This window comes from Mycobacterium sp. (assembly GCF_032159565.1).
Lineage (GTDB): Bacteria > Actinomycetota > Actinomycetes > Mycobacteriales > Mycobacteriaceae > Mycobacterium.
The window spans coordinates 1-13202 of the sequence record NZ_JAVHWR010000107.1 but is presented as its reverse complement, the minus strand read 5'-3'; the positions used below and the strand labels follow the sequence as shown (position 1 = coordinate 13202).

11 protein-coding genes and 1 pseudogene are annotated in these 13202 nt (G+C 65.3%); 10 read left to right on the top strand and 2 right to left on the bottom strand.

Annotated elements, in window-relative coordinates:
* The coding region (locus QOC76_RS13245; RefSeq protein WP_526357291.1) for a serine/threonine-protein kinase at positions 1-956 on the bottom strand (956 nt) is incomplete at its 3' end.
* Between the two features lie 148 nt (positions 957-1104).
* Positions 1105-1866: an inositol monophosphatase family protein gene (locus QOC76_RS13240; RefSeq protein ID WP_526357290.1), complete on the bottom strand. Its 762-nt coding sequence runs from the start codon at positions 1864-1866 to the stop codon at positions 1105-1107.
* A 166-nt stretch (positions 1867-2032) separates the two neighbouring features.
* On the opposite strand from QOC76_RS13240, the gene QOC76_RS13235 reads away from it, so the two are divergent.
* From QOC76_RS13235 to QOC76_RS13190, 10 genes and pseudogenes are all read left to right on the top strand, one after another.
* On the top strand, positions 2033-2737 hold the full coding sequence (locus tag QOC76_RS13235; protein WP_526357289.1) for a FadR/GntR family transcriptional regulator: 705 nt from the start codon (positions 2033-2035) through the stop codon (positions 2735-2737).
* A 26-nt stretch (positions 2738-2763) separates the two neighbouring features.
* Positions 2764-3774, top strand: coding sequence for a class II fructose-bisphosphatase (gene glpX, locus QOC76_RS13230; protein ID WP_526357292.1), 1011 nt, complete (start codon positions 2764-2766; stop codon positions 3772-3774).
* A 314-nt stretch (positions 3775-4088) separates the two neighbouring features.
* Entirely contained in the window at positions 4089-5525 is a 1437-nt protein-coding gene (locus QOC76_RS13225; protein WP_526357288.1) for an MFS transporter, read from the top strand.
* On the top strand, positions 5525-7237 hold the full coding sequence (locus QOC76_RS13220) for a dihydroxy-acid dehydratase (RefSeq protein WP_526357287.1): 1713 nt from the start codon (positions 5525-5527) through the stop codon (positions 7235-7237). Before QOC76_RS13225 ends, QOC76_RS13220 begins: the two co-directional genes overlap by 1 nt.
* A gap of 2 nt (positions 7238-7239) precedes the next feature.
* Positions 7240-8112, top strand: a complete 873-nt coding sequence (locus QOC76_RS13215; RefSeq protein ID WP_526357286.1) for a dihydrodipicolinate synthase family protein — start codon at positions 7240-7242, stop codon at positions 8110-8112.
* 34 nt (positions 8113-8146) lie between these two features.
* Positions 8147-8917, top strand: coding sequence for an SDR family NAD(P)-dependent oxidoreductase (locus QOC76_RS13210; protein ID WP_526357285.1), 771 nt, complete (start codon positions 8147-8149; stop codon positions 8915-8917).
* A gap of 28 nt (positions 8918-8945) precedes the next feature.
* On the top strand, positions 8946-10406 hold the full coding sequence (locus QOC76_RS13205) for a four-carbon acid sugar kinase family protein (RefSeq protein WP_526357284.1): 1461 nt from the start codon (positions 8946-8948) through the stop codon (positions 10404-10406).
* 52 nt (positions 10407-10458) lie between these two features.
* Positions 10459-11346, top strand: a complete 888-nt coding sequence (locus tag QOC76_RS13200) for an NAD(P)-dependent oxidoreductase (protein ID WP_526357283.1) — start codon at positions 10459-10461, stop codon at positions 11344-11346.
* 27 nt (positions 11347-11373) lie between these two features.
* A complete protein-coding gene (locus tag QOC76_RS13195) occupies positions 11374-12165 on the top strand; it encodes an SDR family NAD(P)-dependent oxidoreductase (protein WP_526357282.1) in 792 nt (263 codons plus the stop codon).
* 221 nt (positions 12166-12386) lie between these two features.
* Positions 12387-13202, top strand: a pseudogene (locus QOC76_RS13190) (adenylate/guanylate cyclase domain-containing protein); the annotation flags it as partial.

Here is a 13202-nt window from a genome sequence, read left to right as displayed (position 1 = left end):
ACGCCGCGTGCTGTCCCATGAACGACCAGGCGCTCGAGTCGCTGCGTGGGTGGATGGCCGTCCGAGCGCTGGCCGTCGGCGTTGCTCGCGTGCCGATGCGGTGCAGTTATATCCGGGCGTGGACCCTGGTGCGTGAGGGCCTGGGCAAAGTCGAGGCAGTTCGGGTATCGCTCGTTGGGGTCCTTGGCCAGCGCCCTCGCCAGCACGGCGTCGAGGTGTGCCAGATCGGGTCGGCGGTCGGATATTCGGGGCGGCGGCGTTCCCAGATGATGGCTGATGACGACTGCGCGATTCGGGTCTTGAAAAGGTGGCGCGCCGGTTAGCAGATGAAAAGTCGTGGCGGCCAACGCATATTGATCCGCCTTGCCGTCGAGCGGCCTGCCCATGAGCTGCTCGGGGGCGACGTAACTGATAGTTCCCACCGCAACGTTGTCGTCGGTGAGGTTGCTGACGTCGTCGATTCGGCGAGCGATGCCGAAGTCGGTCAAGAGCACCCTTCGCCGACGGCCATCAGATGCGGTCACCAGGATGTTCTCAGGCTTGACGTCGCGATGGAGTAGACGGCGCTCATGACCGAAGTCGAGCGCATCGGCCACCGCCGTCACGATTGTCGATACGTCCTGTTCGGGCATGCCGCGCGGGTAGGACTCCCGTATCAATCGACCTGCGTCAGTGCCGTCCACGTAGTCCATCGAGATCCAGAGCCGCCCGTTGTCGTCACCACGGTCGAGAACGCGGACGATATGTGGGTGCGAGAGCGTCGCGGCCAATTCGGCTTCTCGAATGAATCTCGCCCGAAACTCCCTGTCGGCGGTTGAGCCCACGGCCAAGATCTTGAGCGCATCATGACGAGGTAGACGAGGATGCTGGGCGAGGTAAACCTCGCCCATGCCACCGGTGCCGAGCAGCCTCTCGATCACATACCCGGCGAAGACGTCACCGCCGTTCAACGGCATGACCGAGAGCCTACGGGGGAGCGCGTGCCGTCGATGCTTACCTCGCGGATAGGACGGCAGCGGGAACTTTGAAGACACCCGCCGCTGCCGCCTGCGCCCAAGCCGCTGCCTTGCCCTAACCCGGTATCGAGTTTTGGTGTTTCCACATTTATCGGTCGCGCGCTGCCGCCGCCAGATCGCCCGCGAGGCTGACGAGCTCAGTCTGGACGCCGGGCACGGCCGCCATGGCTCCCGGCGAATCGAGGGTGAGCGGAACGCCCGCGTAGTCGGTACAGATCGCTCCGGCGGCGCGAGCGATCGCGTGCCCGGCGACGACGTCATACGGGTTGTTATGGGCAAGGACCATGCCCTGGATCTGGCCGCTGACAAGCCAGGTCCACAGCACTGACGCTGCGCCGACGCAGCGAAAGCGCATCGCTCGTCGGTGCACCCTCATGGTCAATTCGAGATACGCGTCCAGCCGCGCGCCACCCCGGTGGAAGGCGTCGCCCATTCCGATGATCCCGTCCTCGAACGAGCCGACGTCAGCCACCGCACCCGAGTCGACCCGTACGCCGAGGAACGGCAGGTCGATAACGCCCAGTGTCGGCACGCCGTTCTCGAGCAGGCCGAGCATCACGCCGCATAGCGGTGACCCGCTCGCGTAGTTGATGGTTCCGTCGAGCGGGTCCGCGACCCAGACCTTGCCCGTGTCGAGGGGCACCCCGCCGCCCTCTTCGCCGTAGAAGCCGATATCCGGGGTGGATGCCGCGAGCGACCGCTGCAGCGCCGACTCGCTGGCCAGGTCGACGTCGGTGACGAAGTCCTTGGCCGCTTTGTCGATCCGCTCGTGCGGTTTCGCGCGCCTGTCTCGCAGGATCGCGACCGCTTCATCCACCGCGGCGTGCGCGGCCGCCAGCTCTGCCCTCACGCGAGCATCGTAGTTCCGGACTCGGTCCCAGCACCGCCTGACGTTGAGCTGGGCTTTTTCAAGGAAGCTTCGGCGTTCTTCAGATCACTCTTGACATCACATGTGTGCAAGATCACACTAAGAACATCAGACATCAGACGTCAGATGTCGTCTGAAAGGCGGGGCTGTGGCACTTCCCGAAGAACTCGCGGACATGCTTCTCGAGTCGATCGTCGATGGGCAGTTCCCAGTCGAGTCGGTACTTCCCTCCGAGGGGGAGCTCGCCCTGAAGTACGGGATGAGTCGGCTGACCGTCCGCGAAGCGGTGCGCATCCTGCGGTCGCAGAACATCGTCGCCATCCGTCGTGGTCGCGGCACCTTCATCAACCCGCCGCAGGCTTGGACGTCGCTGGCCGCCGTCGTGCGCATCGAGGAACGCCGGTCTTCTTCGGGGGGGGTGTCGGGACGCCTCATCGAAGCGAGGCGGATGGTCGAGATCGGCGCAGCACAGTTGGCTGCCGTCAACCGGTCGAAGGAGGATCTCGAATCCCTGGCCGCCAGCATCGAAGAAATGCGACTCGCCAACAGGTTGAACAGGGTCGAACTCTTTGTCGAGGCGGACATCGCCTTTCACGACGTGATCATGCATGCGACAGGAAACATGTTCATCCCGTTCATGTTTGAACCGTTCGGCAATCTACTGGTCGAGGCCCGAACCGAGACATCGTCAATTCCGGAGATCCAGGTGAACGCGATCGCCATGCACGAGGCGATTCTCGAGGCACTCACCGCCGGTGACCCCAGGCGGAGTCGCGACGCCATGGAGGCCCACATGGACCAAACCGAAAACGACTTGCGCCGATACGTAATCGACGGCGAGGCACGACCGTGACGGCTGCGCTGAACACCACTCTGTACATGCGCCCGGATCGCAATCTGGCGCTGGAGCTGGTGCGGGTCACCGAGGCCGGCGCGATGGCGGCCGGCCGCTGGGTTGGCCGCGGCGACAAGGAAGGCGGCGACGGTGCCGCCGTCGACGCGATGCGCCAACTCGTCGCCTCGGTGTCGATGCGCGGCGTGGTAGTCATCGGCGAGGGTGAAAAAGACGAAGCGCCAATGCTTTACAACGGCGAAGAGGTCGGCAACGGGCTGGGCCCTGATTGTGACTTCGCCGTCGATCCCGTCGACGGGACCACCCTGATGGCCAAAGGTATGCCCAACGCGATCTCAGTTCTCGCGGTTGCCGAACGCGGCGCGATGTTCGACCCGTCGGCGGTGTTCTACATGGAGAAGATTGCCGTGGGCCCGGACGCCGCCGACGCCATCGACATCACCGCACCCATCCCGGAGAACCTGCGTGCGGTGGCCAAGGCGAAGAAGTCTTCTGTGTCCGATCTGACGGTGTGCATCCTGGATCGGCCCCGGCACGCAGAGCTGATCGCGCAGGTCCGCGAGACCGGCGCCCGGATCAGGCTGATCTCTGACGGCGACGTCGCTGGCGCTATTGCCGCGGCGCGCCCTGAATCGGACACCGACGTGCTGATCGGAACCGGTGGAACACCTGAAGGCATCATCGCTGCGGCCGCGATGCGCTGCATGGGTGGGGCGCTGCAAGCGCGTCTGGCCCCCACCGATGACGCCGAACGCCAGAAGGCAATCGATGCCGGCCACGACCTCGACCGCATCCTGTCCACGGAAGACCTGGTCTCGGGTGACAACGTGTTCTTCACCGCCACCGGCGTCACCGACGGAGACCTGCTGCGCGGTGTGCGTTACAGCGGTGGTGGCGCCCACACCCAGTCGATAGTGATGCGGTCCAAGTCTGGCACCGTCCGCGTCATCGAGGCCTACCACCGCCTCGACAAACTCCGTGAATTCGCCAGCATCGACTTCACGGGCGATGACAACGCGCCAGCCCCGATGCCATGAAGTCGCCCGCACTCCATGTCCTCGCGCGCCCATTGCATTGGGCCGTTTCCCTAGGTCGGGCAGCTTTTGAGGGTGCATACGGACCCTTGACATGGCTCCCGCCGAGGAGTTGCCTCATGGGTAGTTGATATACAGCCGGCCTTGGGCCGGTGTCGTCCCCTGAGCCGGCGGCGGCACCGCGAAAACGTATGCCGCCCAGGAACTATTCGTAGCCCCTGAGGGACAACTCCGCAGCCCTGAGGCCGCATCCTCTAAAGCCGCCTCTTCGGCCGACTTCTTGTCCCGTTGTAGTCCCCTCATGATTGGAAACTGCCATGCCCGGATCCAGAACATCCGTCGAATCACTGGGTGAATTGGGTGATCGCACGATCAGCAAGGTCAAGCGGCGGGTATTGCCCTTGATCGTCTTTTTGTACTTCATCGCGTTCCTCGATCGCAACAATGTCGGCTTCGCGAAGCTGACAATGAGCGAGGATCTCGGCCTCAGCGCAACCGCTTTCGGGTTGGGCGCCGGGATGTTCTTCATCGGATACGCCATCTTCGAGATCCCAAGCAACGCAGGCATGTTGCGATTCGGTGCCCGCAAATGGATCGCCCGGATCCTGCTGACGTGGGGTTTCTTTGCCACGGCCATGGCGGCAGTGAACAACGAACTCACTTTCTACATCATTCGGTTCCTGCTGGGCGCCGCTGAGGCCGGATTCTTCCCGGCCATCATCCTGTATCTGACGTTGTGGTTCCCCGCCCGTCAGCGGGTCGCGGTCCTAGGGGTCTTCATCCTCGCCCAACCGATCGCCAACGCGATCGGCGCGCCGATCTCGGGCCTGCTCCTCAAGTTGGACGGCCTCCTCGGCTTGGCGGGCTGGCAGTGGATGTACATCGTCGAGGGTGTTCCAGCGATGTTGATGGCCTTCGTTGCGCTGAAGGCGATGACCGATTACCCCAGGGACGCGATGTGGCTGAGCCTCGAGGAGCGCACATGGCTGCAGGACACGATGGACGCCGAGGACGCGGCCAAGGGGACCGGGCACAAGCACAGCTTCATGGCAGGCCTGAAGGATCCGCGCGCCCTGATCTTTGCGGCGCTGTACTTCGGTCTGGTGATGGGCATCTACGGGCTGAGCCTGTGGCTACCGTCGATCGTCAAGGCGATGGGTGATCTGTCGAACACGCAGGTCGGCTTCATCGTTCCGATTCCCTATATTTGTGCCGCGGTGTTCGTCTGGTTCTGGAGCCGGCACTCGGACCGTACAAATGAACGCGTCGGTCACTCATCGTTGGCGATGTTGTTGGGCGCGATCGGTATGGTCGCCTCCGGGTTCCTGATCCAGTCCAGCCCGGTCCTTGCGTTGATCGCGATCTGCGTCGCCGCAATGGGCATCTTCGCCGCGATCTCACCGTTCTGGGAGCTTCCTGCCGCGGCTCTGGCCGGGGCGGCAGCAGCGTCCGGCATTGCGCTGATCAATTCGCTTGGCAACTTGGGCGGGTTCGCGTCGCCGTATGCGGTCGGTGTGCTGGTCGACAAGACCGGTGATTCGAAGTACGGGTTGCTGATGTTGGCGGCGGTGTTGTTGATCACCGCGATCGCCACCTTCCTGTACGGCAGGAAGATCCACGCCGGGACGGTGCCTCCCCTCTCGGACGAAGAGCTGCTCGCCAAGGAGACGGCGGCCTTCGACCTGCCCGCCGAACAACTGCACCACCGGGGCGACCCGAGCGGCGCCCCCGCTACTCCTGAAAAGACGCCGTAGTGCCCCGATCACAACAGTGGTACGCCGGACCGGACCCGCGGAACAACTATCTGCACCGGGCGTGGATGCGCCGCGGGGTTCCGGACCACGCGTTCGACGGCAGACCGCAGATCGCCATCGCCAACACGGCCTCCGACTTAACGCCGTGCAACGCCCATTTCGACGAGGTCGCGACCAGCGTCAAGCAGGGTGTCTATGAGGCCGGTGGCATTCCGCTGAACCTTCCGGTGATGTCGCCGGGGGAGACGCAGATGCGGCCCACCGCGATGTTGTGGCGGAATCTGGCCGCGATGTCGATCGAGGAGATGCTGCGCGGCAATCCGGTCGACGGGGTGGTCCTGCTGGGCGGGTGCGACAAGACCATTCCCGCGCTGCTGATGGCGGCGGCCTCGGTCGACCTGCCGGCCCTGGTGCTGCCCGGCGGGCCGATGCTGACCGGCCATTTTCGGGGAGCACCAGTCGGCTGCGGCACGGACGTGTGGCGTTTCGGTGAGGAGGTCCGCGCCGGTCTGATGTCGCAGGCGGACTTCCGCAAATCCGAATCGGCGATGATCCGCAGCAAGGGGCACTGCAACACCATGGGCACCGCCTCGACGATGGCCGTCATGGCCGAGGCGCTGGGTACCACGATCCCCGGGGTCGCGGGCACCCCCGCTCCCGACAGCCGGCTTCTCGAGCACGCCCACGCCGCGGGCCGGTTAGCGGTGGAGATGGTTGCGGCAGAGCGGCGGCTCAGCGATGTCATCACGGTCGCGTCGTTCCATAACGCGATCGTCGCGTTGGCGGCCACCGGCGGATCCACCAACGCTGTTGTGCACCTGCTGGCGATCGCGGGCCGGTTGGGGATCGACTTGCGGCTGGAGGACTTCGACCGGATCGGTTCCACGGTGCCGTTGCTGGTGAACGTTCACCCGGCAGGCACCTACCTGATGGATGACATGTACAGGGCCGGCGGGCTTCTCGCTGTCCTGCGGGAGGTGAAGGACCTGCTCGACCCGACCGCCTTGACAGTCACCGGCCATCCACTGACGGACTACCTCGGGGACGCCCAAATCTGGGACGAGGACGTGATCCACCGTAGGAGCGCGCCGTTGATGGACGACGCTGGTATCGCCGTGCTCCGGGGCACGCTGGCGCCCAACGGCGCGGTGACCAAACCCGCCGCCGCGTCGAAGGACTTGTTGGTTCACCGGGGCCGGGCGGTGGTGTTCGACAGCATCGAGGACTTCCACGCCCGGATCGACGATCCCGACCTGGACATCGACGAGACCTGCGTGATGGTGCTGCGCGGTTGCGGACCAAAGGGGTATCCGGGTATGCCGGAGGCCGCGAACACCCCGCTGCCTGCCAAGCTCCTCGCGGCAGGGGTACGGGACATGATCCGGATCTGTGACGGCCGGATGAGCGGTACCGCCTACGGCACCGTTGTGCTGCACGTGGCCCCGGAATCGGCTGCAGGCGGGCCACTCTCACTCGTCCGGGACGGTGACATGATCAGCCTCGACGTCCCCAACAGACGGATCGACCTGGATGTCCCCGGCGAGGAGTTGCTGCGCCGCGAGCCCTCGAAAGCAGCGGGAGCGTCCTACAGCGCTCCGCTGCGAGGCTGGCAACAGTTATACGTCGACCACGTCATGCAGGCCGACCGGGGAGTCGATCTAGATTTCCTCGTCGGCTCCAGCGGTGACACCGTAACCCGCGATTCGCACTGATCATGACTGCGCCCACAACACTTCTGTCCGCCGTCCCGGTGCCCTTTCACACCAACGGTGACCTTGACGTCGACGGTCAGAAAACATTGCTCCGCCACCTGAAGGGCGTCGGCATCGGCGGGGTGTTCATCGCAGGCACCACAGGGGAATTCACCGCGCTGGACGACGACGAACAAGCCGTCGTGCTCAGCGCGGCGCTCGAGGTGTACGGGGCCGATGCCGTGTACATGCACGTCGGCGCTTCGGCGGCGCGGCAGGCCGAACGCCTTGCCGCCCAGGCGGTTGCGCTGGGCGCCAGGCGCTTGGCGGCGATCACCCCGTTCTATCTGCCCGCCGGCCCAGCGACACTGATTGACTACTACCGCCGGTTGGACGACGTCGCAGGCGACGCCCAAATCTATGTCTATCTTTTCGCCGCCCGCACCGGTACCACCGTCACCCCGGATCAACTAGCTGAACTGGCCACGATCCCGTCGGTCGCCGGGGCGAAGATCAGTGGTGAATCGAATTCTGCTGTTCTGCAATATGTCCGGGCAGTTCCCGAGGATTTCGAGGTCTACTCCGGCAATGACATCGACTTCGGCGACTTCGTCCGCGCCGGCGGCACCGGTGCCGTGTCCGGGGTCTCCAGCGTTTTTCCACGGCCATTCCTCGACCTCGCAGACGCGCTGAAGCGTGGCGACGACCAGGCGGCCGTTGCCGCGCAGGACCGGGTCAAGCAGGCCGTCGCCGCCGCCGACGGGGCCGATATCGCGCTGCTCAAGGCAGGCCTGTCACTTCAGGGCCTACCGGCAGGTCCGACCCGGGTAGCTGTCGACCAGCCAACTCCCTCGCAGCTGGAAACGATGCGCACCGCAATCCAGGAGCTGACATGAAAACGTCCAACCCCCAACGGAAGGCCACCCACCCATGATTTCTTCACTCCCGACCGAACGCACCGCCGTCGTCACCGGCGGCGCATCACCCCGGGGTATCGGCCGGGCCACCGCCGACCGACTGGCTCGCGACGGGTGGTCCGTGGCAATCCTGGACATCGACGAAGGGGCTGCCAAGCTCGCAGCCGACGAGGTGGCCGACAAGTACTCGGTGTCCACTCTCGGTGTCGGGGCCGACATTTCAGACGAGAACTCGGTGCAGGCGGCCATCGCGCAGGTCGAGTCAACGTTGCCGCCGATCCTTGGGCTGGCCAACATCGCCGGAGTCAGCTCACCGACCGAGTTCCTGGACGTCACGCCGGCAGAGTGGGACCGGGTGTTCAACGTCAACATGCGCGGCACGTTTCTCGTCACCCAACGTGTACTGCCTGCGATGATCGCCGCCGGAATCGGCCGCATCGTCAGCGTCTCCTCCATCTCCGCGCAGCGTGGCGGCGGGACGTACTCGAAGGTGCCCTACAGCGCGTCCAAGGCGGCCGTCATCGGGTTTTCGCGGGCGCTGGCCCGGGAGATGGGCCCGCACAACATCACGGTGAATTCCGTTGCGCCCGGGCCGATCGACACCGAGATCATGGGTGGCACGCTGACCGACGAGCGCAAGGCACAGATGAGTGCCGACATTCCCCTGGGCAGGGTCGGCACCGTCGAGGACGTCGCCGCCCTGCTGACCTTCCTGATGAGCGAGGACGCCGGCTACATCACCGCGGCGACCTACGACGTCAATGGCGGATTGCAGATCTCGTGACTTTCGTTTACCAGACCGAGGAGTTCCTATGACCGCCAATGACATCAACATCCGCCACCCGTCCGCGGAGGAGATCCTCGCCGCCGCCCCGCCCTTGCGGGACGAACCTGGGGCGCGCGAGCGCATCAGGGCCGCGCACGCCGCCGCAGGTCGCCGTATCGCCGTGCTTGACGATGACCCGACCGGCTCGCAGACCGTACACGATGTCGCCGTCGTCACCGTTTTCGAAGCCGACGAGTATGCCGCCGGTCTGGCCGCACCGGGGTCCACCTGCTTCATCCTTACCAACACCCGCAGCCTGCCTGAAGACACCGCCGTCGAAATGAACACCGGAATATCCGCCAGCCTGTTCGCCCTCGGCCAGAGTCTGGGCGGCCCAATGGAAGTCGTCAGCCGTAGTGACTCCACGCTGCGCGGCCACGTTGTCGCGGAGATCGCTGCCATCGACGCGGCCCGGCGCCGTGTGACCGGCGCCGGTTTCGACGGGGTGCTGCTGATCCCTTGCTTCTTCGAGGCGGGTCGTTTCACCGCAGGTGATATCCATTGGGCCAACGTTTCCGGGCAGCCCATGCCAGCCGGTGACACCGAGTTCGCCCAGGACTCGACGTTCGGTTTCACCTCGTCCAACCTGCGGGACTTCATCGCCGAGAAGAGCCGCGGCACCATCACTCGCGACGAGGTGCACAGCATCTCGCTGGACGACATCCGGCTCGGCGGCACCGCTCGGGTCGCCGAGATCCTGGGCGCCGTCTCCGGCGGTGCCTTCGTCGTGGTCAATGCGACCGACTACGCCGACCTGGAGATCGTTGTGCTTGGGCTCTTGGAGGCGCAGGACCGTGGCAAGTCGTTCGGATACCGTTGCGGTCCGTCATTCCCGCGTGCGCTGGCCGGGCTCGAGCCTCAAGACCCGCTCAGCGCGGCGCAAATTTGGCCGACCGGTCGCCCGGGCGGCCAGGGGCTCGTTGTCGTCGGTTCGCATGTCGGCCTGACTAGCCGACAAGTCGCCAAGGCGCAGGAACGCGGCGGGCTCGCCGAAACCGAACTGCACGTGCCCACTCTGCTGGACCCCGAACGACGCGACGCTCACGTCGCCGACATCGGCAGGCAGATCGCCGAGGCGCTTGCCACCTCCGATGTCATGCTGTTCACCAGCCGCACCCTGATGCGTGGCGGTGATGCCGATGACAGCCTGGCCATCTCCCGTACGGTGTCCACTGCGGTCATCGAGGTCGTTCGCGCTGCACTTGCCGCGCGCCCGGCTTGGGTCGTCGCCAAGGGCGGAATCACCTCCCACGACGTCGCCGTCCGCGGCCTCGGCATTCGCCGCGCAGAGGTCATCGGCCAATTGTTCCCCGGCATGGTGTCGGTGTTCCGCCCCATCGAGGCAGCACCCGAGGCCGTCGGCACCCCCTATGTCGTGTTCGCAGGCAACGTCGGTGACGACGAGACCCTCGCCGACGTCGTCGACCTCTTCGCCGGACGCCGATGACGCTGGTCGGCAGAATCGCTCAATCCACCACTCGGAGAAGGAAACAGCAGATATGACCAACGTCGGATGGATCGGACTGGGAGCCATGGGCGCTCCCATGGCATCGTTTGTCGCCAAGGCTGGACACACGGTGACGGCCTTCGATATCGACCCGCAGAAAGCCGTCGCTCTAGCAGGCGACGGCGTCAAACCCGCAGCTACCATCAGTGACGCGGCGATCGACGCCGACGTGCTTGTGTTGATGGTCGCCACCGCCGAGCAGGCTGAATCGGTGCTCTACGGAGACGGCAATGCCGCCGCGGCACTCAAGCCGGGCAGCGCTGTGTTGCTGATGGCCACCGTAGGACCAGCAGCCGTCGAAGACTGGGCCCGGCGCCTGGCGGTCATCGGCGTGCAGATTGTCGACGCGCCGGTGTCCGGTGGTGCCGCACGGGCAGGGCAGGGGGATCTGCTGATCATGGTCAGCGGTTCGGAGGCCGCGCTCGCCGCGGTGCAACCCTTGCTGGACGTGATGGCACGCAACGCCCCCGTCGTCGGTACGGAGCCCGGCGAAGGGCAGAAGGTCAAACTCGTCAACCAGTTGCTGTGCGGGGTGCATGTCGCGGTCGCCGCGGAAGCCCTGGCCTACGCCGAGGCGCTCGGCCTCGACGCCGGTGCGACGTGGGCGGTGCTCCGACACGGCGCGGCTGCATCGTTCATGCTCGACGACCGCGGTGCCCGGATGATCGACAACCCGGACAACGAAATCCGTTCAGCAGTAGATATTTTCGTCAAAGACATGGGTCTGGTCATCCAAGCGGCCCGCGCGAAGTCCTACCCCACCCCGCTGGCGTCCGCGGCTGAACAGCTTTACCTCGCCGGGCGCCGCGCCGGCCTCGGACGCGCCGACGACTCCTCCTTGATCCAGATCCTGCGCGGCACCGCCACTGCATCGATCTGACAACGCGACGTAGAAGAGGAAGAAGAAATGTCCGAGTCGACCGAATACGCGTCCTTGTTCCGACTCGACGGCCGCAAAGTTGTCGTAGTCGGCGGCGGAAGCGGGCTGGGCCGGGCGGCGAGCGTCGCGTTGGCGCAGTACGGCGCCAACGTTGTGGTTGCCGATGTGAACGTGGACGGGCTGAAGGTCACCGTGGCCGAGATAGAAGCGCATGGCTACACCGCCGAATCCGCCGAAGTCGACGTCACCGACAGCGAATCCCTCGTCGCGCTTGCGGCAGCACATCCCGATACCGAGGTTTTGGTGGCCACACCCGGCATCAACGTGCGCAAGCAGTTACTCAACACCACTGACGACGAGTTCGACCGGGTCATTGACGTCAGCCTCAAGGGCACGTACCGGCTCGCCAAGGCGTTCGGCCCGGGGCTTGTCGCACGCGGCAAGGGCAGCATCATCAATTTCTCCAGCTTCCGCGCGCTGGTCGTCGAGCCGGGTCAGGGACTGTACGCGGCCGCGAAAGGCGGTGTGCTGCAATTAACTAAGGTCCTGGCGGCCGAACTCGGGCCATCGGGTGTGCGGGTGAACGCAGTGGCACCCGGCCCATTCGAGACACCTCTCACGGAGCAGATCAAGTCCGATTCCGATTGGTACGGCGCGTACGCAGACAAAACCGCGCTGAAGCGCTGGGCGAAGCCGGATGAGATTGTCGGCGCGATCCTGTTCCTTGCATCGGACGCATCCACATTCGTGACCGGCACCCTGCAGTTGGTCGACGGCGGATGGACCGCCGTCGACGGCCGCTTCGTCCCGAAGGTCTAGCGCAAGCGGGTACCCAGGCGCACACTTGCCGACTGGGAGGAGGGTTTCCTTGCTCCCCTCGACCTCGTCGACGGCGCCGCCCGCGTATATGACCCAATCGTCCGCGGGGAGTCCGGCGAACTGCGGCCTTACCTGGCGGATCGGCCCGCATCTCCGAGCTTCCCCATTCGAGTAGCCGACTACGCTAGGCGGTCGCACAGTCGCCGGCCACGCTCGGATACATGCCTCTAGCGTCCGCCGGTACGACGCCGCCCCGACTGGCCGGGGCGGCCGGGCGTATCACTGGGCAGACACCGGTTGACCCCCTGCGGCATGCGACGTTCAAGCGCTGGGTCTGGGGTGCCGTGCTGGTCAGTGTGTCCGGTGGCGCGATGGTTTTCGTTCTTCTGTCCTTCGCTGCGCCGATTCTGTTGAGTCCTGCCGCGACGAATCGACTGCTGGTAAGGGGCGGAACGGCGTTGGCCGTGTTCGCGATCGTTGTGGTGCCGGTCCTGATGCGTGTCCGCAGGAATCGATATGCGACGAGCACGGCCTGGCTTCGGCAAGGTCGCAAACCGACGGACGCGGAACGACGGATGACGCTCGGTGCGCCGGGCGAAGCAGTTCGCGTTTCCGCCCTGACATGGGGCGTCGGTGCCGTGTTCTTCGCGCTGTTGGGTGCGACGGAATCGATTTCGGCTTCGGCATACATCTTCAGTGCAGTGATCTTGGGGGGCATCACCACGACTGCCGTCTGGTATCTGATCGCCGAGCGGATCATGCGGCCGGTGTGTGCGCGCGCGCTACACGGTGAGCCGGCCGGTCACCGGTACGGGCCGAGTATCCAGCTCAGACTCGCGATGGCGTGGACGCTGGCGACGGGAGTGCCGCTGCTGGGCGTCGCAACGCTGGCGGTGGGTTACCTCGCGGACGTCGGATTCGAGCCGTATCGGACGTTGGCCGTGATCCTGGGCCTGGTCGCGGTAGCACTCGTGGTCGGGTTGTTCACTGTCGTTGTCGCTGCGCGGTCTGTCGCCGAGCGGGTAACAGAACTTCGT